Annotated in this window: 17 protein-coding genes; 9 read left to right on the top strand and 8 right to left on the bottom strand. The window is 64.0% G+C overall.

Annotated elements, in window-relative coordinates; translation table 11 throughout:
• Nucleotides 1-69: 69 nt before the first annotated feature.
• Nucleotides 70-1,311, top strand: a complete 1,242-nt coding sequence (locus tag VGR99_RS22115; RefSeq protein ID WP_326901297.1) for an ABC transporter substrate-binding protein — start codon at nucleotides 70-72, stop codon at nucleotides 1,309-1,311.
• 224 nt (nucleotides 1,312-1,535) lie between these two features.
• A complete protein-coding gene (locus tag VGR99_RS22110) occupies nucleotides 1,536-2,762 on the top strand; it encodes an ABC transporter substrate-binding protein (protein WP_326901296.1) in 1,227 nt (408 codons plus the stop codon).
• A gap of 150 nt (nucleotides 2,763-2,912) precedes the next feature.
• On the opposite strand, the gene VGR99_RS22105 is transcribed toward VGR99_RS22110, so the two are convergent.
• Nucleotides 2,913-3,338, bottom strand: a complete 426-nt coding sequence (locus VGR99_RS22105) for a DUF1330 domain-containing protein (RefSeq protein WP_326901295.1) — start codon at nucleotides 3,336-3,338, stop codon at nucleotides 2,913-2,915.
• Between the two features lie 171 nt (nucleotides 3,339-3,509).
• Between VGR99_RS22105 and VGR99_RS22100 the strand changes: the two genes are divergently transcribed.
• On the top strand, nucleotides 3,510-5,729 hold the full coding sequence (locus VGR99_RS22100) for a penicillin-binding protein 1A (RefSeq protein WP_326901294.1): 2,220 nt from the start codon (nucleotides 3,510-3,512) through the stop codon (nucleotides 5,727-5,729).
• 430 nt (nucleotides 5,730-6,159) lie between these two features.
• On the opposite strand, the gene VGR99_RS22095 is transcribed toward VGR99_RS22100, so the two are convergent.
• The 4 genes from VGR99_RS22095 to VGR99_RS22080 all read right to left on the bottom strand — a co-directional run bounded on the left by VGR99_RS22095 (nucleotide 6,160) and on the right by VGR99_RS22080 (nucleotide 10,525).
• Nucleotides 6,160-6,999 carry a SprT family zinc-dependent metalloprotease gene (locus VGR99_RS22095; protein WP_326901293.1) on the bottom strand — a complete coding sequence of 280 codons (840 nt, stop codon included), beginning with the start codon at nucleotides 6,997-6,999 and terminating at the stop codon, nucleotides 6,160-6,162.
• Nucleotides 7,000-7,217: 218 nt separating this feature from the next.
• Nucleotides 7,218-8,546, bottom strand: coding sequence for a polyhydroxyalkanoate depolymerase (locus tag VGR99_RS22090; RefSeq protein WP_326901292.1), 1,329 nt, complete (start codon nucleotides 8,544-8,546; stop codon nucleotides 7,218-7,220).
• 121 nt (nucleotides 8,547-8,667) lie between these two features.
• Nucleotides 8,668-9,486, bottom strand: coding sequence for an ABC transporter permease (locus VGR99_RS22085; protein WP_326901291.1), 819 nt, complete (start codon nucleotides 9,484-9,486; stop codon nucleotides 8,668-8,670).
• A gap of 241 nt (nucleotides 9,487-9,727) precedes the next feature.
• Nucleotides 9,728-10,525 carry an ABC transporter ATP-binding protein gene (locus VGR99_RS22080; RefSeq protein ID WP_326901290.1) on the bottom strand — a complete coding sequence of 266 codons (798 nt, stop codon included), beginning with the start codon at nucleotides 10,523-10,525 and terminating at the stop codon, nucleotides 9,728-9,730.
• A gap of 106 nt (nucleotides 10,526-10,631) precedes the next feature.
• Between VGR99_RS22080 and VGR99_RS22075 the strand changes: the two genes are divergently transcribed.
• Nucleotides 10,632-11,954 carry an ActS/PrrB/RegB family redox-sensitive histidine kinase gene (locus VGR99_RS22075; RefSeq protein ID WP_326901312.1) on the top strand — a complete coding sequence of 441 codons (1,323 nt, stop codon included), beginning with the start codon at nucleotides 10,632-10,634 and terminating at the stop codon, nucleotides 11,952-11,954.
• Between the two features lie 103 nt (nucleotides 11,955-12,057).
• On the top strand, nucleotides 12,058-12,612 hold the full coding sequence (locus VGR99_RS22070) for an ActR/PrrA/RegA family redox response regulator transcription factor (RefSeq protein WP_074122131.1): 555 nt from the start codon (nucleotides 12,058-12,060) through the stop codon (nucleotides 12,610-12,612).
• Between the two features lie 152 nt (nucleotides 12,613-12,764).
• On the opposite strand, the gene VGR99_RS22065 is transcribed toward VGR99_RS22070, so the two are convergent.
• Nucleotides 12,765-13,256, bottom strand: a complete 492-nt coding sequence (locus tag VGR99_RS22065; protein WP_326901289.1) for an MmcB family DNA repair protein — start codon at nucleotides 13,254-13,256, stop codon at nucleotides 12,765-12,767.
• Nucleotides 13,257-13,386: 130 nt separating this feature from the next.
• On the opposite strand from VGR99_RS22065, the gene VGR99_RS22060 reads away from it, so the two are divergent.
• Nucleotides 13,387-15,087 (top strand): alpha-amylase family protein, encoded by a 1,701-nt coding sequence (locus VGR99_RS22060; RefSeq protein ID WP_326901287.1) that lies wholly within the window; start codon nucleotides 13,387-13,389, stop codon nucleotides 15,085-15,087.
• 170 nt (nucleotides 15,088-15,257) lie between these two features.
• Here the strand turns inward: VGR99_RS22060 and VGR99_RS22055 are convergent, their stop codons facing one another.
• Nucleotides 15,258-16,859, bottom strand: coding sequence for an alpha-amylase family glycosyl hydrolase (locus VGR99_RS22055; RefSeq protein ID WP_326901286.1), 1,602 nt, complete (start codon nucleotides 16,857-16,859; stop codon nucleotides 15,258-15,260).
• Nucleotides 16,860-17,130: 271 nt separating this feature from the next.
• Between VGR99_RS22055 and VGR99_RS22050 the strand changes: the two genes are divergently transcribed.
• On the top strand, nucleotides 17,131-18,249 hold the full coding sequence (locus VGR99_RS22050; RefSeq protein WP_326901285.1) for a vWA domain-containing protein: 1,119 nt from the start codon (nucleotides 17,131-17,133) through the stop codon (nucleotides 18,247-18,249).
• A 95-nt stretch (nucleotides 18,250-18,344) separates the two neighbouring features.
• The gene (locus tag VGR99_RS22045; RefSeq protein ID WP_326901283.1) at nucleotides 18,345-19,025 is read left to right on the top strand and encodes an MBL fold metallo-hydrolase; all 681 of its coding nucleotides are present in this window, start codon (nucleotides 18,345-18,347) and stop codon (nucleotides 19,023-19,025) included.
• 61 nt (nucleotides 19,026-19,086) lie between these two features.
• Here VGR99_RS22045 and VGR99_RS22040 read toward each other — a convergent pair whose 3' ends face one another.
• The gene (locus VGR99_RS22040) at nucleotides 19,087-19,449 is read right to left on the bottom strand and encodes a helix-turn-helix domain-containing protein (protein WP_326901282.1); all 363 of its coding nucleotides are present in this window, start codon (nucleotides 19,447-19,449) and stop codon (nucleotides 19,087-19,089) included.
• Between the two features lie 195 nt (nucleotides 19,450-19,644).
• Between VGR99_RS22040 and VGR99_RS22035 the strand changes: the two genes are divergently transcribed.
• Nucleotides 19,645-19,947, top strand: a complete 303-nt coding sequence (locus VGR99_RS22035; protein ID WP_326901281.1) for a hypothetical protein — start codon at nucleotides 19,645-19,647, stop codon at nucleotides 19,945-19,947.
• Nucleotides 19,948-20,002 lie beyond the last annotated feature (55 nt).

Raw genomic sequence — 20,002 nt, 5'->3', positions numbered from 1 at the left:
ATGGCGACCGTTGCAATCAACGGGAAAAGACCGTCGACCAGAAAATTCCGTCAGGAGGAACATCCCAACATGAAGACTCGCAGAGCCTATCTAGCTGCCACGGCGGCGCTCGCCTTCGCGTTCTCCGCCAATCAAGCCTTCCTAAGTCCAGCTCTCGCCCAGAAGAAATACGACACCGGCGCGAGCGACACCGAGATCAAGATCGGCCAGACCGTGCCGTTCTCCGGCGCCTATTCCGTCTACGCCAATATCGGCAAGACCCAGGCCGCCTACTTCAAGATGATCAACGACCAGGGCGGCATCAACGGCCGCAAGATCAACCTGATCCAGTATGACGACGCCTATTCGCCGCCGAAGACGGTCGAGCAGGTGCGCAAGCTCGTCGAAGGCGACGAGGTGCTGTTCACCTTCCAGATCATCGGCACCGCCGCCAACGCCGCCGTGCAGAAATATCTCAACGGCAAGAAGATCCCGCAGCTTCTCGCTTCCACCGGTGCTGCGCGCTTCAACGATCCGCAGAACTATCCCTGGACCATCGCCTACAATCCCAACTACGTGTCCGAAGGGCGGATCTACGCAAAGTACATTCTCAAGGAGCATCCGAACGCCAAGATCGGCGTGCTCTACCAGAACGACGACATGGGCCGCGACTATCTCGCGGGCCTCAAGAGCGGCCTCGGCGACAAGGCCGCCAGCATGATCGTCGGCGAGGTCTCCTACGAGGTGACCGATCCGACGGTGGACTCGCAAGTGGTCAAGCTGAAGTCACTGGGCGCCGATCTTTTCTACGATGCCTCGACACCGAAGTTCGCGGCGCAAGCCATCAAGAAGGTGGCCGAGCTCGGCTGGAATCCCGTGCATATCCTCGACATCAATGCGAGCCCGATCTCGGCGACGCTCAAGCCTGCAGGTCTCGACATCTCCAAGGGCATCATCTCGACCCAATACGGCAAGGAGCCCAGTGATCCCCAGTGGAAGGACGATCCGGGCGTGAAGGCCTTCTTCGCCTTCATGGACAAGTATTTCCCGGAAGGCGACAAGCTCAACACGGTCAACACCTATGCCTACTCGGTCGCCGAGCTGCTGACGCAGGTGCTGAAGCAATGCGGCGACGACCTGTCGCGTGAGAACGTGATGAAGCAGGTCGCCAACATCAAGGACTTCACCCCGAGCTTCGCGCTGCCCGGCATCAAGATCAACACCGGGCCGAACGACTACCGCGTCAACAAGCAGATGCAGTTGATGAGGTTCAACGGCGAACGCTGGGAGCTGTTCGGACCGATCATCGAGGACACGGGCCCGTCGGGTTAGGGCGACTCGTCTCTGAGGCGACAACACGCGCTCTCTCGCTCCCTCCCCCCTTGCGGGGGAGGGAGCGCAGCGGGGTGCGCGGATGAAGTGATGCCCCTACGAACGGCTCGCCCCGCCCACCTTGCGTTGCAACAACCGTTCCTCCACACTCGCCCTCAGCGATGGCATCGGACGCACAATGCGGCCGGCAGACCATCGGCGATAACACACTGAGGAAATTGCGAATGAGGAACGGAATTCTGCATCTGGCCACGGCAACGGCGCTGACCCTGGCGCTGTCGGTGTCTGCGGCCAATGCCCAGAAAAAATATGATCCGGGCGCCAGCGACACCGAGATCAAGGTCGGACAGACCATGCCGTTTTCGGGACCGGCGTCGGCCTATTCGTCGATCGGCAAGACCCAGGCCGCTTATTTCAAGATGATCAACGACCAGGGCGGCATCAACGGCCGCAAGATCAACCTGATCCAGTATGACGACGCCTATTCGCCGCCGAAGGCCGTGGAGCAGATCCGCAAGCTCGTCGAGAGCGACGAGGTGCTGCTGACCTTCCAGATCATCGGCACGCCCGTGAACGCCGCCGTCCAGAAATATCTCAATTCCAAGAAGGTGCCGCAGCTGTTCGCGGCGACCGGGGCCTCCAGGTTCACCGATCCGAAGAATTTTCCGTGGACCATGGGCTACAACCCGAACTACTTCGTCGAAGGCCGCATCTACGGCCAGTACATTCTGAAGGAGCATCCGAACGCCAAGATCGGCGTGCTCTATCAGAACGACGATCTCGGCAAGGACTATCTGAACGGCCTCAAGGCCGGCCTCGGCGACAAGGCCGCCAAGATGATCGTCACCGAAGCGTCCTACGAGGTGTCCGATCCCACGGTCGACTCGCAGATCCTCAAGATCAAGGACGCCGGCGCCGATCTGTTCTTCAGCGCGACGACGCCGAAGCAGGCCGCGCAAGCGATCAAGAAGATCGCCGAGATGGGCTGGCACCCGGTGCAGATCGTCGACATCAACGCCACCTCCGTCGGCGCGGTGCTCAAGCCCGCAGGCCTCGATGCCGCCAAAGGCCTGATCAGCGTCAATTACGGCAAGGAGCCGCTCGATCCGACCTGGAAGGACGACGCTGGGCTGAAGAAGTATTTCGACTTCATGGCGAAGTACTATCCCGACGGCGACAAGGATTCGAACTTCAACACCTATGGCTATGGCACCGCCCAGCTCCTGGTTCATGTGCTGAAGCAGTGCGGTGACGATCTGACGCGCGAGAACGTCATGAAGCAGGCGGCATCGCTGAAGGACGTCACCAGCGACATCGCCCTGCCCGGCATCAAGGCCAACACCTCGCCGACCGACTACCGCGTCAACAAGCAGCTTCAGATGATGAAGTTCAACGGCGAGCGCTGGGAGCTGTTCGGCCCGATCCTGGAGGATGCCGGCCCGGCGGGTTAGTTCAGATCTCGTAGGGTGGGTTAGCTAGCGGCTGCGCGAAGCGCAGTCCGCTGGCGTAACCCACCACTTCGTTCGGCAAACGCTGAATCATGGTGGGTTACGCCTGACGTCTGCGCTTCGCGCCGCCGTCAGGCTAACCCACCCTACGAACTAAGTCGGTATCTCCCCAAAATTCTTCCCCACCGGCAGCACGGCGTGCCGGATCAGCCGCGAATCCTCCACCGCGGCCTGCCGATGCTTCACCGCCTCGCGATAGACGGGATCGCGGATCATCTCGACGAAGGCGGCGACGCTCGGATATTCGGCGATGAAGCAGTGGTCCCAGCGCTCCTCCTGCGGGCCGATCAGCATCAGCTCGAATTTGCCCTGCCAGACGATGCGGCCGCCGAGGCGTTCGAACACCGGGCCGCTGTCACGGCCATAGGCGGCATAAGCTTCCGCACCGCTGGCCTTGCGGCCGTCGGGGTAGGCGGCCTCCTTGCGCAAGCGGACCAGGTTGAGCATGTGGATCGGGCCGGGGCGGTCGTTGTCCCGGAACTGTGCGAAGATCTCCTTGGTCGGATCGATGTGGCCCATGCGTGCTGCTCCCTCTTGTTTTATGCGGGCGATCCTAGCTTCGCCGCCCGGGAAGCGGAACTGCGGCGCGCGAATGCCCCATCTCCTAATCGCGCGTTAACCCCGGGGTAACCGGGCCTTAAACAGCGACCGGTAGCGTGCGGCGGGGCGGGCTGACCGGGCGTTTTGCGTATGGCGTGGGGAAAGAAGAAGGGTGGGCGGAAGGAGCCGTTGTTCGGCTTGCCTGCTGCGCTCGCCGATCTGCGCCTGACGGCGGCGGACCGCGTTCCCGGCGGCGAGGACAAGCCGAAGAAATCAGCGAAATCATCGCCCACCAAGCGCAAGAGTGAGGATGCCGGCGAGGAGCCGCCGCGCGAGCGGAAGGCCCCGGCTGCCCGCAGCGGCGCCAAGCGGCGCGCGAAATCCGGCGGCGGGTTCAGCCTCGGGCGCCTGGTCTATTGGGGCGCGGTGCTCGGCCTGTGGGGCGTGATCGCCGTGATCGGCCTCGTGATCTATGTCGGCGCGCATCTGCCGCCGATCCAGTCGCTGGAGATTCCAAAGCGTCCGCCGACGATCCAGATCGTCGGCATCGACGGCAGCATGCTGGCGCAGCGCGGCGAGATGGCCGGCGCCAATATCGCGCTGAAGGATTTGCCGCCGTACCTGCCCAAGGCGTTCATCGCCATCGAGGACCGCCGCTTCTACTCGCATTTCGGCATCGACCCGGTCGGCATCCTGCGCGCGCTCGTCACCAACGTGCTCCACCGCGGCGTGTCGCAGGGCGGCTCGACGCTGACGCAGCAGCTCGCGAAGAACCTGTTCCTGACCCAGGAACGCACCATGCAGCGCAAGCTGCAGGAGGTGGAGCTGGCGATCTGGCTGGAGCGCAAGCACTCCAAGGATGAGATCCTGGAGCTCTATCTCAACCGCGTCTATTTCGGCTCCGGCGCCTACGGCGTCGAAGCTGCCGCGCAGAAATATTTCGGCAAGTCGGCCAAGAACGTCACCGTCGCGGAAGCCGCGATGCTCGCCGGCCTCGTCAAATCGCCCTCGCGCCTAGCGCCCAACCGCAACCCCGAGGGCGCCGAAGCGCGGGCGCAGATCGTGCTCACCGCGATGGCGGATGCGAAGTTCATCACCGACGCGCAGGCGCAGGCCTCGATCGGCCATCCCTCCTACAATGTGAAGCCGGCCGGCGCCGGCACGGTCAATTACGTCGCCGACTGGATCGGTGAAGTGCTGGACGACCTCGTCGGCCAGATCGACGAGAGCATCAAGGTCGAGACCACGATCGATCCGAAGCTGCAGAGCGTGGCGGAAGCCGCCATCATCGACGAACTTGCGGCCAAGAGCGTGAAGTTCAATGTCAGCCAGGGCGCGTTGGTCGCGATGACACCCGATGGCGCCGTGCGCGCCATGGTCGGCGGCCGGAACTATTCCGAGAGCCAGTACAACCGCGCGGTCACGGCCAAGCGCCAGCCGGGCTCCTCGTTCAAGCCGTTCGTCTACCTGACCGCGCTCGAGCAGGGCCTGACGCCCGATACGGTCCGCCAGGACGCGCCGATCGAGGTCAAGGGCTGGAAGCCCGAGAACTACACCCATGAATATTTCGGCGCGGTGACGCTGACCCAGGCGCTGGCGATGTCGCTCAACACGGTCGCGATCCGCCTCGGCCTCGAGGTCGGGCCGAAGAACGTGGTCCGCACCGCACACCGGCTCGGCATCTCCTCGAAACTCGAGCCCAACGCCTCGATCGCGCTCGGCACCTCGGAAGTCTCCGTCGTCGAGCTGGTCGGCGCCTACGCCCCCTTCGCCAATGGCGGCTTTGCGACGACACCGCATGTGGTGACGCGGATCCGGACGCTCAGCGGCAAGCTGCTCTACATGCGCCAGCCGGACGAGCGTAACCAGGTGATCGACCCCCGCTATGTCGGCATGATGAACGCGATGATGCGGGAGACGCTGATATCGGGCACCGCCAAGAAGGCGGAAATCCCCGGCTGGCCGGCGGCCGGCAAGACCGGCACCAGCCAGGATTACCGCGACGCCTGGTTCATCGGCTACACCGCCAACCTCGTCACCGGCGTCTGGCTCGGCAATGACGACAATTCGCCGACCAAGAAGGCGACCGGCGGCGGCCTGCCGGTCGAGGTCTGGTCGCGCTTCATGCGCACGGCGCACGAAGGCGTGCCGGTGGCGGCCTTGCCGAACGCGCAAGCGAGTTGGGGCCTGTCGAACCTCGCGCAGGCCTCCTCGCAAGTGTCGCCGCCGACAGCGGCCGCGCCTGCCCCGGCGCCGGCCAGCAGCGGCGGCTATCGCCCGCCACCGCCGACGCGCGCCAATGTGCGGCCGGAGGCGGCCGCGGGGCTCGATGGCTGGTTGATGGACCGGCTGTTCGGCGGCAATCGATAGCTGCGCGTTGAGGTCCGAGGGGCCTCAAAACAAAAAGTGCGAAAACAACCCCATGCACAGTAGGCGGTGACTGCGCGCGTGATGCGCGGTGGATCGCGCGAAGGCTTTGAGACCACGGAGCAAACGACGCGCCCGGCGCAATCATTGTGAAGTGTGGCGAAAATCGAGCGAGGCGCGCCGATGGCGCTTCACGCTTTGCTGTCATTCCCCGCGACCCGGCTACGCCAAGGCTTCGCCGAGGTTTCGGTCTTGGGCGCGCCGAAGCTTTAGCGCAGGCGGCAGGCGGGGAATCCAGTACGCCGCGGCGTCTCGGTTCGATAACAACTGTCTCTGGAATACTGGGTCGCCCTGTCCTAGTGCGCAATTGCGCACTGGCCGGGCGACGACAGCGAGTGTTGGGCTGGCAGCGACGCCTAGTCCGCAACGCGGATCACTCCTCGATCCCGTACCGGTGCAGGTCGTTGCCGTAGGTGTCGAGCCACTTCTTGGCGCGCTCCATCGACGGGCAGATCTTGCCGCAGACGCGCCAGAACTTGGCCGAGTGGTTCATCTCGACGAGATGGGCGACCTCGTGGGCGGCGAGATAGTCGAGCACATAGGGCGGCGCGAGGATCAGGCGCCAGGAGAACGACAGCGAGCCGGCCGAGGTGCAGGAGCCCCAGCGGCTGGACTGATCGCGGATCGAGAGCCGCTTGACCTTGACGCCGAGCTCGGCGGCATGGGTCTCCGCGGATCGTTGCAGATCCCTGCGCGCCTCGCGCTTGAGGAAGTCGCCGACGCGACGGTCGACATGCTCGAGCCCGCCGGCGACGCAGAGAATGCGTTCGCCGCTGTCGCGCGTCTCGGTCCACACCGTGCCGCGCGTCCCCGCGCGATGAACGATGCGATGCGGCGTGCCGCGAAGCGGTATCACTGTGCCATGCTGGAACGGCGCCGCCTTCGGCAAACGGCCGAGACGTGCCGCGATCCACGCACCGTGACGCTGCGCGAAGTCCTTTGCCTCAGCCACCGTGCCGCGCGGCGGGATGGTGAGGATGGCTTCGCGATCGCTCGGATGAATTCTGAGCGTGTAGCGGCGCGCTCGGCGATGCCGGCGCAGTCGAATCGCAAAGAATTGCGATCCGTGGGTGATGACGAGGGTCTTCGGTTCGTGGGGCCGCCGATAAAGGAGAGCGCGTGTGGCCATGTCTGTCAGTCCGGGGAGCAGGAGTTCGCCCGGATTCTGCCATAACCGCCGCCAGGGAAAGCGCTCGGCGCAAAAACAAATCATTTGCCCAATATACAGGGGTTCTGGAGTCCGGGAGACCCTACAGACTGGGGTTGGAACCCCATTTTTTCGCCCCCGCTGGACGCATGCGGCACCCCCAAGGGGTGAGGGGTGACTCACTCCTAGATCGCTACCTAATTACCTCGAATCTGGAGGGAACCAGGCCCTCCCGGAGCCTCCGGCAGGGCCTGAATTTTCGACGGGAAAGCCGAAATATCCGATTATTCGGCTGCGAGAGCCTGCAACGAGCTCGGATTCGCAGCGGAGACCATGAAGTCGTGAATCCGCGGCACGATCTCCGACTTGAAACGCGATCCGTTGAACACGCCGTAATGTCCGACGCCCTTCTGGACGTAGTGAACACGGCGATGATCGGGAATCGCGCTGCACAGCGTGTGCGTTGCTTCGGTCTGACCGAGACCGGAGATGTCGTCGTTCTCGCCTTCGACCGTCATCAACGCAACGCGCGTGACCTTGGACGGATCGACGCGGGTTCCACGATGGGTCATCTCGCCCTTCGGCAGCGAGTGCTTCACGAACACGGTGTCGACCGTCTGCAGATAATACTCGGCCGAGAGGTCCATCACCGCGAGATATTCGTCATAGAAGTCGCGATGCTTGTCGACGAGGTCGCCGTCGCCCTTCACGAGGTTGGCGAACAGGCGCTTGTGGGCGTCCATGTGGCGGTCGAGGTTCATGCTGATGAACCCGTTGAGCTGCAAAAAGCCCGGATAGACGTCGCGCATCATGCCCGGATGCGGAAACGGCACCTTGGTGATGACGGTGTTGCGGAACCAGTCGATGCCGCGCTCCTGCGCGAGCTGGTTCACCGCGGTCGGATTGCGGCGGGTGTCGATCGGGCCGCCCATCAGCGTCATCGAGGTCGGCACGAACGGATCGCGCCGCGCTTCCATGATCGAGACGGCGGCGACGACAGGCACGGACGGCTGGCACACCGCCAGCACATGGGTGTTGCCGCCGAGGACGTGCAGCATCTCGATGATGTAGTCGATGTAGTCGTCGAGATCGAAGCGGCCTTCGCTCAAGGGCACCATGCGGGCATCGGCCCAGTCGGTGATGTAGACCTCATGCGCCGGCAGGAAGGCTTCCACCGTGCCGCGGAGCAGCGTCGCATAATGGCCGGACATCGGTGCGACGATCAGCACGCGCGGCTGCGGGCTGCGCAGCGGACGGGTGAACTTGCGATCGAAATAGAGCAGCCGGCAAAACGGCTTTTCCCAGACCGAACGGATCTCGATCGGGACGCGGATGCCGTTGACCTCGGTGTCGTTGAGACCCCATTCCGGCTTGCCGTAGCGGCGCGTGGTGCGCTCGAACAGCTCGCAGGCCGCGGCGACGGACTTGCCGACCTCGGTGCGCGTCCAGGGATTGAGGGGATTTTGAAACAGGAGCTTGGTCGCGTCGGTGACCGCACGTGCCGGATTGAGAGAGGCGTGGGCCATCTCGTACATCCAGTACATCGGCGTCGTCAGGACCGGACTGCCTTCAGCAGCCAAGGGCGGCGCGCCGCCAAACTCACCAATAGGCATCGCTATATTCCTCTTCGCATCGCAGCATACTGCCGAATGCGTAATATTGCGTCAATGCATGGTTCCGTACATCTACGTAGCCGGAACGGTTAAAGCAGCATGAATCCACGAGAAAGTGAGCCTATTCGCCGCCAGAGAGCAGCGAGCCGTTCTTTCTGGCGCTGCGCAAAAGGGCAAGGAATGCCCAAAAAGATGCAGCGAGAAGGCCAGCATTGATGACCAACGCATCCAGCATCAGATCGATCCGGAAGGTGTTCTCGATCAGCAGCGCGCGCATGCCCTCGAACACGTAGGTCGGCGGCAACGTCCAGGCGACATATTGCAGCCAGACCGGCAGCACGCTGACGGGATAGTAGATGCAGGCGAGCGGCATGATCGCGAACATCAAGGTCCAGACGATGCTCTCGGCGCCGAGGCCGTTACGCAGCACGAGGCCGGAGACGAAGATGCCGACCGACCAGCTCGTGAAGATCAGATTGCAAAAGAAGGCGATCAGCGGCAGGCCGAGCGCGTAGACGTTGAAGTGAAACAGGCCCAGCGCAAGCAGCGTCATCGGAATGACGCCGATCGCGAGCCGGATCAGGCTCATGACCATCAGCGACAGCAAGAACTCGATGGGCTTGAGCGGGCTCATCATGAGGTTGCCGAGGTTGCGCGCCCACATCTCCTCCAGGAACGAGATGGAGAAGCCGAGCTGTCCCCGGAACAGGATGTCCCAGAGAATGACGGCGCCGATCAGCGTCCCGCCGGCGCGGGCGAAGAAGGTGGCGTTTTGCGCGATGTAATACTGGATGAAGCCCCAGGTGATGACCTGCAGCGCCGGCCAGTACAGCAGCTCGAGCAGCCGCGGCCAGGACGACATCAACAGGTACCAGTAGCGCAGGATCATCGCGCCGATGCGCTGGGCGGAGATACCGCGATGGAGGGACAGCTCGGTCATGGGTACGCTCCGTAGCCCGGCTGCGCGAAGCGACATCCGGGACTGTGCCGGCGGCGTTCCCGGGTATCGCTGCGCTCACCCGGGCTACGATAGCTGCGGCGAGAACTGAGGGACCCGGTCAATGTGAGGCCCCTGTAGCCCGGATGGAGCGCAGCGTAATCCGGGGCCGGTCCATCCCTATGCAGCGGTCCCGGATTACGCTGCGCTCCATCCGGGCTACGGTCGAGACGCGAGAGTGTGCTCATCTCACCGCCTCCTTCGCGCCGTTCGCGCGGCCGCGCGCGACGTCCAGGAACACTTCTTCCAGCGTGGTGCGGTTGTAGCGCGCCATGATCGCCTCGGGCGTGTCGTCGTCCTCGATGCGGCCGCGCTTCATGATGATGACGCGGTCGCACAGACGCTCGACCTCGAGCATGTTGTGCGAGGCGAGCAGGATGGTGGCACTGTTCTCCTTGCGATAGCGCTCCATGTGCGCCCGCACCCAGTCGGCGGTGTCGGGATCGAGCGAGGCGGTCGGCTCGTCCAGCAGCAGGAGCTCAGGCTGGTTGATCAGCGCCTTCGCCAGCGCGACGCGGGTCTTCTGTCCCGCCGAGAGCTTGCCGTTGGCGCGGTCGATGAAATCGGTGAGGTCGAGATCCTCGGCGAGCTTCGCAATGCGGTCGGACAGGTTCTTCACCGCATAGAGCTTGCCGAACACGGTGAGGTTCTGCCGCACCGTCAGCCGCATCGGCATGTCGACATAGGGGCTCTCGAAATTCATCCGCCCCAGCACCGCCGCGCTTTCCTCGGGCATCCGGTGACCGAGCACCTGCACCCGGCCGAAGGTCGGCAGCACCAGGCCCATGATCATCGCGATGGTCGTGGTCTTGCCGGCGCCGTTGCCGCCCAGCAGGCCGGTGATGCTGCCGCGCGGCAGCGAAAACGAGATGTCGTCGACGGCGCGGGTCTGCTTGTAGACCTTGACGAGGTGATCGACCTCGATCGCCGCGGAGCGCTCCGCGACAGTCGGCCGACTTGAAGCCTTGTCATTCTCGGTCATGCTGGGCCGTTCTTCTGCTATTGCAGCTGATAGCGCAAGGCTTGTAATCGGGGTGGTTCCGCGAGCCCAGCGTTTGTGACCAGAAGGCACCGCCACATTGGCCGATATGACCGAAATTGCCGCTTCCGACTTCCGCCCTGCGCAGCGGCATATCCGCCTGGATACCATCCTGCGGCTGCGCTGGCTGGCGGTGCTCGGTCAGCTCGCCGCGATCTTCATCGTGGCGCAGGGGCTGGAGTTCAACGTCGAGATCGTCCCCTGCGTCAGCATCATCGCGCTGTCGGCCGCGCTCAATCTGGCGCTCCAGACCGTGTCCAATCCGGTGCAGCGGCTGGAGCCGATGCAGGCGGCCGGATTGCTGGCGCTGAACATCGTCGAGCTGGCCGCGCTGTTGTTCTTCACCGGCGGGCTGCAAAACCCGTTCTCGTTCCTGTTTCTCGCACCCGTGCTGATCTCGGCGACCGCGCTGCCGGCCCGCTTCACCTTCGGCCTCGGCCTGCTTGCCGTTGCCTGCGCCTCGGTGCTGTTCTTCTACCATCTGCCGCTGCCGTGGGATTCCGATGACCCCCTGGTGCTGCCGCCGATCTATCTCGTCGGCGTCTGGCTCTCGATCGTGCTCGCGATCGGCGTCACCAGCCTCTACTCCTTCCAGGTCACCGAGGAGGCGCGCAAGCTCGCCGACGCGCTGGCCGCGACCGAGCTGGTGCTGACGCGCGAGCAGCACCTGACCCAGCTCGACGGTCTTGCGGCGGCCGCCGCGCACGAGCTCGGCACGCCGCTTGCGACCATCTTCCTGATCTCACGCGAGCTGGAGAAGACGGTGAAGGATCCGAGCTTTGCCGCCGACCTCAAGACCCTGCGCGAGCAGACCCAGCGCTGCCGCGACATCCTCAGCAAGATCACCCAGCTCTCCTCCACCGGCGCGCCGTTCGACCGCATGAAGGTGTCGGAGCTGATCGAGGAGGTGGTGGCGCCGCACCGCGATTTCGGCGTCGACATCAAGGTGCGGATCGCGGTCGCCGCCGTGGCCGAGCCGGTCGGCTCGCGCAATCCGGCGGTGCTCTACGGCGTCGGCAACATCGTCGAGAACGCGGTCGATTTCGCCCGCACCACCGTCGAAGTGAACGCCTGGTGGAACAAGGATACTATCGAGCTCGTGATCTCCGATGACGGCCCCGGCATTCCGCCCGATATCCTGAACCGGATCGGCGAGCCCTATCTGTCGCGGCGGCGCACCCTGGATGATGCCGGTGGCGAGCGCCGCGGGCTCGGACTTGGCGTGTTCATCGCCCGCACCCTGCTGGAACGCACCGGCGCCAAGGTCTCGTTTACCAATCGCACCTTCCCGGAACATGGCGCGGTGGTGCACGTCACATGGCCGCGAGAGCGTTTTGAGGCTATCGAGACGCTCGAAGAAACAATAGGATAGACCGCGACCTTGCGTCGCACGAGAGGGCCGATCGACCATTGGCGGCCTTGGCGCCGCCCGATTGCGACGCCATATATGGATGTGCAGGAGAGAGGACAAAACCTTGAACGCCATCGCCGAACTGAACGAACAGACCGACCGCTCGCTTCTCATCGTGGAGGACGACAAGCCGTTTCTGGAGCGGTTGTCGCGCGCCATGGAAACCCGTGGTTTTGCGGTGACGTCATGTGACACGGTTTCGGATGGTCTTGCGCAAATCGGCAAGGCCGCACCGGCATTCGCCGTGGTCGATCTTCGCCTCGGCGACGGCAACGGCCTCGACGTCGTCTCGGCGTTGAAGAAGAAGCGCCCCGAAGCCCGCGCCATCGTGCTGACCGGCTACGGCAACATCGCCACCGCCGTCACCGCGGTGAAGATGGGCGCGATCGATTATCTCTCGAAGCCCGCGGATGCCGACGACGTCGTCGCCGCGCTGCTGTCGACCAGTGCGGAAAAGTCCGAGCTGCCGACCAACCCGATGTCCGCCGACCGCGTCCGCTGGGAACACATCCAGCGCATCTACGAGATGTGCAACCGCAACGTCTCGGAAACCGCGCGGAGGCTAAACATGCACCGCCGCACGCTGCAGCGCATTCTCGCGAAGCGCGCGCCAAGGTAATTTTCACCACACTCGTGCCCCGGACGCAGCGCAGCACGAAGTGATGCGCTGCTGAGCCGGGCCCCATGCCTCAGCTTGAACCACTGCCTTCTGGGTCCCGGCTCTGCGCAGCAGCGTTTCACGCTGCAGCGCGTCCGGGACACGAGAGCATCCTACTCCCAAAACTCCGCGTGGCCCTGCGGATCGACCAGGCGGTTGATCCGCAACGCTGCCGCCATGCCAAACCGCACCGTCATCTGCTTGCGCGTCGGTGCGGGGAGCTTGTGCTCGGGCGCCTCGCACTGCATGTGTGCGCCATAGGCGTCCGCGATGATCAGGCCGGTACCTTCCGGGAAGATCTCGCAGGGCAGGTCCTGCGTGAAGGCGAAGAACAGCCGGTCGCAATGGGCGCGGTACTCGTGCCATTTCTGATCGGCGCGCAGATCTTCCACCGATGACTTGATCTCGACGATCCAGATCTCGCTGCGCTCGTTCAGCGCCACGAGATCGGCACGCCGACCCGACGGCAGTGGCAATTCGCTGATGCAGGAAAAGCCGAGCGACCGCAGCAGCCGCGAGGTGCCGCGCGCGATCGCGAGCGCCGTCTCGGACTGGCGACGGTCGGGCGGCGGAACGAGGGCGATGTTGCGGGCGGGGCTGTCCATGGGGGGAGATTAGCCGATTCCGTTCTGCCCGTCATACCGAAGCGCGCGGGCGGGAGCGCGGAACCTCCCCTCCCCCAATCACTTATCACGCAGCCGCCGCACCTCGGCGGAACCACCGAGGCTGCCGCGCATGATCGACGATCTCTGGTACAAGAACGGCGTGATCTACTGTCTCTCCGTCGGCACCTATATGGATGCGGACGGCGACGGCGTCGGCGATTTCAAGGGCCTGCTGCGCCGGCTCGATTATCTGCACGGGCTCGGCATCACCACAATCTGGCTGATGCCGTTCCAGACCTCGCCCGGCCGCGACGACGGCTACGACATCGCCGACTATTACAGCGTCGATTCCCGCTACGGCACGCTCGGCGATTTCGTCGAGTTCACCCATGGCTGCAAACAGCGCGGCATCCGCGTCATCATCGATCTCGTCGTCAACCACACTTCTGACCAGCATCACTGGTTCAAGGAGGCGCGGCGCGACAAGAACTCGCCCTATCGCGACTGGTATGTGTGGTCGGACAAGAAGCCTTCCGGCGCCAACAAGGGCATGGTGTTTCCCGGCGTGCAGAAATCGACATGGACGCGCGACAAGGAAGCGGGGGCGTACTACTTCCATCGCTTCTACGATTTTCAGCCCGATCTCAACACCTCGAACCCGCATGTGCAGGCGGAGATCCTGAAGATCATGGGCTTCTGGATTCAGCTCGGCGTCTCCGGCTTCCGCATGGACGCCGTGCCCTTCGTGATTTCCACCAAGGGCGCGAAGATAAAGAAGCCGGTCGAGCAATACGACATGCTGCGTGCGTTCCGCGAATTCCTGCAATGGCGGCAGGGCGATGCGATCATCCTTGCCGAAGCCAACGTGCTACCGGAAACGGACTTGGAATATTTCGGCCGCGATGCCGACCGCATGCACATGATGTTCAACTTTCACGTCAATCAGCATCTGTTCTACGCGCTGGCTTCCGCCGATTCGCGCCCGCTGGCGAAGGCGCTGAAAGCAACCAAGCCGCGGCCGGCCTCGGCGCAATGGGGCCTGTTCCTGCGCAATCACGACGAGCTCGATCTCGGGCGGCTGACCCAGGCGCAGCGCGACGCGGTGTTCAAGAGCTTTGGTCCGGACAAGGACATGCAGCTCTACGACCGCGGCATCCGCCGGCGCCTCGCGCCGATGCTAGGTGGTGATCGCCGGCGGATCGAGCTCGCCTACAGCCTGATGTGCACGCTGCCGGGAACGCCGGTGATCCGCTACGGCGACGAGATCGCGATGGGCGACGATCTCTCCTTGCCCGAGCGCAATTGCGCGCGCACGCCGATGCAATGGTCGACCGAGCCGCATGGCGGCTTCACCAAGAACGACAAGCCGGCATGCCCCGTGATCGACACGGGGCCTTACGGCTACCCGCACGTCAACGTCGCAAAACAGCGGCGCGATCCCAATTCGATGCTGAACTGGACCGAGCGCATCGTCCGCATGCGCAAGGAGGTGCCGGAGATCGGCTGGGGCGATTTCGCGATCATTCCGACCCGCGATCCCGCCGTCTTCATCATGCGCTACGACTGGCGCAACAATTCCGTACTGTTCGTGCACAATCTCGATGAGAAGCCGCGCGAGATCGCGTTCTCGGCTGGGCTGCCGGGTGAGGCCGGCGCGCACCTGATCAATCTGCTCGCGGAAGACCACAGCCACGCCGACAAGCGCGGCCAGCATCGTGTGGTGCTGGAGCCGTACGGCTATCGCTGGTACCGGGTTGGCGGGCTGGATTATCTCTTGAAACGGAGTGATATCGACGAGAATACGGTGAAGGGGAAGAAGCATCCGGGATGATATCGAGACGCCATCGTCCGCCCCGCCGTTTCAACGATCGTCATTGCGAGCGCAGCGAAGCAATCCAGACTGCCGCCGCGGAAAGACTCTGGATTGCTTCGCTGCGCTCGCAATGACGAGGAGAGTGCGTCGGCCATCCTCTCGCGCTTCGTGCGCCCCCGGGACGACGGCTAGGCTGCCGGCGCGACGATCACGCCTTCATTCCCACGCAAATCGAGCACACCCTCCAGCCGCTCGCCCTCGCGATCAAGGTACGTCGACAGCACGATCTCGCTGCCGAAATGGATCGCACTCGTCGTCACCGCAATCGGCTCGGGACCGAGATTGAGCACCACGATCATGCTCCTGCCCTCGGCGTCGCGGCGATAGATCAGCAAATCGCCTTGCGCGGCGATCGGGTGATAGTCGCCCTCGACCAGCGCCGGTGAATTCTTCCGCAAGGCAATCAGGTGCTTGTACAGGCTGAGGATCGAGCGCGTATCCGCTTCAAGGTTGACGACGTTTTCGTGGATATGATCCTCCGGCAGCGGCAGCCACGGCCTGGCGTCGGAGAAGCCGGCAAAGTTCGAAGCGTCCCATTGCATCGGCGTGCGGCAGCCGTCGCGGCCCACGCCGATGCCGGGCACGTTCTTCTCGAAGGGGTCCTGCACGTCCTCCGGCGCGATGGCGAGCTGGTGCATGCCGATCTCGTCGCCGTAATAGAGCGTCGGCGTGCCGCGCAGGGTCAGCAGCAGCATAGCTGCGACGCGAGCCTGCTCGGCCCCGACGCGGCTGGCCACCCGCGGGCGGTCGTGATTGCCGAGCACCCAGTTCGGCCAGGCGCCGCGCGGCAGCGCCTTCTCGTAGTCCTCGATGATCGTCTCGATCGAGCGCGCGCTCCAGAAGGTCGAGAGCAGCGCGAAATTGAACGGCATCTGCGCGCCGGTGAGGTCGTTGCCGTAATAGGCCATCAGGCGATGCAGCGGCAGATAGATCTCGCCGATCAGCACGCGAGCCGAATATGCGTCCGTGACGCGCCGCATCTCGGCGATCACGTCATGCACCTCCACCTGGTCGGTGGAATATTGGGTGAGTATCTTTTCGTTCGGCGGCCGGCCCTCGACGTAATGCGGGTTCGGCGGATTGTCGCGGAATTCAGCGTCCTTGATCAGGTGCCAGATCACGTCGACGCGAAAGCCGTCGACGCCCTTCTCCAGCCAGAACCGCATCACGTCGTAGATCGCAGCGCGAACGTCGGGATTGCGCCAGTTGAGGTCCGGCTGTGCCGCGAGGAAGGCGTGGTAGTAATATTGCCCCGTGGTCTCGTCGAAAGCCCACGCGCTGCCGCCGAACTCGGACAGCCAGTTGTTCGGCACACCGCCATCGGGTGCGGGATCGCGCCAGACGTACCAGTCGCGTTTGGGATTGTCGCGCGAGGCGCGGCTCTCGACGAACCAGGGATGCTGGTCCGAGGTGTGGTTCGGCACGAGGTCGAGGATCAGCTTCAGGCCGTTGTCATGCGCCGCCGCGAGCAGCGCGTCGAAATCCTCCATCGTGCCGAAGTGCGGGTCGATGCCGGTATAGTCGGCGATGTCGTAGCCGAAATCGGCCATCGGCGAGGGGAAGATCGGCGACAGCCAGATCGCGTCGACGCCGAGCGACTTCACATAAGGCAGCCGCCGCAAGATGCCGGCGAGGTCGCCGATGCCGTCACCGTCGCTGTCCTGAAAGGAGCGCGGATAGATTTGATAGAAGATGCCGTGCCGCCACCAATTGCCGTCGCTCTGAGCCAAAGGTCGTCCCCCGAATGTGCTTTGCGCGGGATGCAACGCGGGATCGCGCCAACGGTTCACACCAAAAGTTCCCGCGAGGGGATTGAGAGCAACAGGGCTTTGGGACGGCTCTGTGACGTGCGCGGCGGTGAGCGTGTCGCCCGGGTCCGTAAGCTGCGATTTCGCGCGGAAACGCCGCAATTCCGGGCGAGTCCGGCCATTGTTCCGGCCTCACGCCACCGCGATGCCAGTGGAACTTCGGTTCCGAGGGACGAAACCACTGGAGGGACCCATGAGGTCACGCATCACACTGTGCTCGCTCGCCTTCGCTCTCGCCGCCCTGCCGTTCTCGGCCGGACTCTCCCCCGCCTCCGCCAAGCCGACCGTCGAGGTCGCCTTCGTGCTCGACACCACCGGCTCGATGGCGCGCCTGATCGAGGGCGCCAAGCGCAAGATCTGGTCGATCGCCACCACGATCGTCGATTCCAATCCGGACGCCGACGTCCGCATGGGCCTTGTCGCCTATCGCGACATCGGCGACGATTACGTGACCTCGAAGATCGAGCTGACCCGCGACATCCAGGATCTCTACGCCAACCTGCTGGAGCTGAAGGCGCGCGGCGGCGGCGATTGGCCGGAAAGCGTCAACGAGGCGCTCGACGTCGCCGTCAACAAGCTGCAATGGACGCCGGGCGGCGACGTCAGGCACATCGTGTTCCTGGTCGGCGACGCGCCGCCGCACATGGACTACGCGCAAGACACCAAATATCCGACCACGCTCGCGGTCGCCCGGCAGAAGGACATCATCGTCAATGCCGTGCTCGCCGGCGATGCCCGCGACACCGAGCGGGTGTGGCGTGACATCGCGCAGATCGGCCAGGGCCGCTTCATCCCGATCCCGCAGGATGGCGGGCAAATCGTGGTGATCGAAACGCCCTACGACCAGGACATCATCATCCTGCAGCAGCAGCTCAACGGTACGGTGATCCCCTATGGCCCGCGCGAGCGGCAGAAGCACACCGAGCTGAAAATGCGACAGTCGGCCAGCATCGCGGCGGCCGCGCCGGCCACGGCCACCGACATGGCGAGCTATATCAACAAGCGATCCGCGGCGACCTCGGAGGCCGTCACCGGCGGCGGCGATCTCGTCGCCGACGCCGCCAAGGGCACGGCCAACGTCGCCACCGTCGCGGACGCCGACCTGCCGGACAACCTGCGCGCCATGAAGCCCGAGCAGCGCGAGGCCGAGGTGACAAAACAGATCGAGCAGCGCAAGGCGCTGAACGAGAAGCTCGCCGCGCTGGTTTCCAAGCGCGACAAGTACATCGCAGACCACGCGGTCAAGTCGCCAAAGACATCGTCGTTCGACGGGGTCGTCCGGGAGACGTTGAAGGCTCAGATCACGAGGTAGCGTCGGCGGATCGGGATCGGTCTTCAGGTGACCGTTCCCGGACCGCGCACGAATCTTTTGCTTGGCGGCATGGCAAAAATCGGCATTGTGGCGCCATGACCGAGCAGAATGACACCCAAGAATCCTCGAAAGCCAAGGCCGGCGCGATCATCGTCCCCGTGACGCTGTTCGAGCAGAACTGCACCATCATCTGGGACGAGCCCGGCAAAAAGGCCGTGGTGATCGATCCCGGCGGGGACGTGCCGAAGATCCTGGAAGCGATCAAGCAGACCGGTGTCACCGTCGAGAAGATCTGGCTGACCCACGGCCATATCGACCATGTCGGCGGCGCGGCCGAGCTGCGCGATGCACTGAAGGTGCCGATCGAGGGCCCGCATGTCGCGGACAAGTTCCTGCTCGACAACGTGGTCGAGAGCGGCGCGCGCTTCGGCATGACCGGCGGCCGTAATTTCGAGCCGGACCGCTGGCTCGACGAGGGCGACACCGTCTCGATCGGCGGCCTGACCTTCGACATCTTCCACTGCCCCGGCCACTCGCCCGGCAGCGTGGTGTTCTTCAACAAGGAATTGCGCTTCGCCCATGTCGGCGACGTCTTGTTCGCAGGCTCGGTCGGCCGCACCGATCTGCCGGGCGGCAATCACGCCACGCTGATCAACTCGATTCTGACAAAGCTGCTGCCGCTCGGCGACGATGTCGGCTTCATCTGCGGCCATGGCGCCGGCTCGAGCATCGGCCAGGAGCGGATGACCAATCCGTTCATCACCGGCGAACTGTAGGACTTTATTGCTTGCGCATGATCTAATCGGAAAACCGCTTCACACTTTTCCGGATCATGCGCTACTCGGCGGCGTCGACAAGCGCCGGCGCCTCGCCGAGATTACGCTCGCCCCATTCGCGGATCGCGGCGACCACGGGCACAAAGCTCTTGCCCTTGCGGGTCAGGCGATACTCGACCTTCGGCGGCACCTCGCCAAAGTCCTTGCGGTCGATCAGACCGCTCTCGGTCAGCGCCTTCAATTCGCGGCTGAGCACGCGCGGGGTGATCTCTGCGCTGCCGCTCGCGCCACGCAGCAGGCCGCTGCGGATCTCGCCATAGCGGCGCGGGCCGTCCTTCAAATCCCAGACGATGCGCAGCTTGTACTTGCCGCTGATCATCTTCTGAAACGCCGCGACCGGGCAGGTGCGCATTGCCTTTGCCATGTCGTCTCCTCCATGTGCAGGCTTCTCGTTCTGACGCGCTTTCTTGACGCGAGCCGGTAACCACCTCGCTCGAAAACGCTAAGCCATGAGGATAGGAGCGGCGGCGAAAAAGTCCATACTATCAATTTTGTCCATACTTGCGGGATTGCGCGCAAGCTGCAGATGATGGTGCACATGACGAACAGGGAGCGTCACATGAAGCACTTCATGATCAAATACGAATTCAGGAACGGCACGACCGACGCCTGGCACCAGGAGATCGGCCGCTTCATCAAGGCGATCGACAGCGATCCGGAGCTGAAGGGACGGATCGGCTATCGCGTCCTGAAGAACCGCGACGACGGCCACTATTTCCATCTCGCCAGCGCCGCCGACGAGGCCGCACAGAAGACGCTGCAATCGCGCGAGTTCTTCAAGCAATATCAGGCGATGACGCGGCAAGTCGCAGGCGGCGAGGTGACGGTCACGCCGGTCGAGATGATCGACGCGACGGTGTAGCTGTCATTCCGGGGGCGGTAGCGCCGCCGCCACAAGCGTCATTCCGGGGCGCGCG

The sequence above is a fragment of the Bradyrhizobium sp. genome (assembly GCF_035935975.1).
GTDB lineage: Bacteria > Pseudomonadota > Alphaproteobacteria > Rhizobiales > Xanthobacteraceae > Bradyrhizobium.
This window is presented reverse-complemented; position numbering and strand designations above follow the sequence as displayed.

What these genes read in the sequence shown, in the direction of transcription:
- VGR99_RS22080 (WP_326901290.1), bottom strand. Translation starts at nt 10,525, where the DNA reads ATGACCGAGAATGACAAGGCTTCAAGTCGGCCGACTGTCGCGGAGCGC.
- VGR99_RS22075 (WP_326901312.1), top strand. Translation starts at nt 10,632, where the DNA reads ATGACCGAAATTGCCGCTTCCGACTTCCGCCCTGCGCAGCGGCATATC.
- VGR99_RS22100 (WP_326901294.1), top strand. Translation starts at nt 3,510, where the DNA reads ATGGCGTGGGGAAAGAAGAAGGGTGGGCGGAAGGAGCCGTTGTTCGGC.
- VGR99_RS22035 (WP_326901281.1), top strand. Translation starts at nt 19,645, where the DNA reads ATGAAGCACTTCATGATCAAATACGAATTCAGGAACGGCACGACCGAC.
- VGR99_RS22110 (WP_326901296.1), top strand. Translation starts at nt 1,536, where the DNA reads ATGAGGAACGGAATTCTGCATCTGGCCACGGCAACGGCGCTGACCCTG.
- VGR99_RS22105 (WP_326901295.1), bottom strand. Translation starts at nt 3,338, where the DNA reads ATGGGCCACATCGATCCGACCAAGGAGATCTTCGCACAGTTCCGGGAC.
- VGR99_RS22085 (WP_326901291.1), bottom strand. Translation starts at nt 9,486, where the DNA reads ATGACCGAGCTGTCCCTCCATCGCGGTATCTCCGCCCAGCGCATCGGC.
- VGR99_RS22065 (WP_326901289.1), bottom strand. Translation starts at nt 13,256, where the DNA reads ATGGACAGCCCCGCCCGCAACATCGCCCTCGTTCCGCCGCCCGACCGT.
- VGR99_RS22060 (WP_326901287.1), top strand. Translation starts at nt 13,387, where the DNA reads ATGATCGACGATCTCTGGTACAAGAACGGCGTGATCTACTGTCTCTCC.
- VGR99_RS22050 (WP_326901285.1), top strand. Translation starts at nt 17,131, where the DNA reads ATGAGGTCACGCATCACACTGTGCTCGCTCGCCTTCGCTCTCGCCGCC.
- VGR99_RS22045 (WP_326901283.1), top strand. Translation starts at nt 18,345, where the DNA reads ATGACCGAGCAGAATGACACCCAAGAATCCTCGAAAGCCAAGGCCGGC.
- VGR99_RS22095 (WP_326901293.1), bottom strand. Translation starts at nt 6,999, where the DNA reads ATGATTTGTTTTTGCGCCGAGCGCTTTCCCTGGCGGCGGTTATGGCAG.
- VGR99_RS22040 (WP_326901282.1), bottom strand. Translation starts at nt 19,449, where the DNA reads ATGGCAAAGGCAATGCGCACCTGCCCGGTCGCGGCGTTTCAGAAGATG.
- VGR99_RS22115 (WP_326901297.1), top strand. Translation starts at nt 70, where the DNA reads ATGAAGACTCGCAGAGCCTATCTAGCTGCCACGGCGGCGCTCGCCTTC.
- VGR99_RS22090 (WP_326901292.1), bottom strand. Translation starts at nt 8,546, where the DNA reads ATGCCTATTGGTGAGTTTGGCGGCGCGCCGCCCTTGGCTGCTGAAGGC.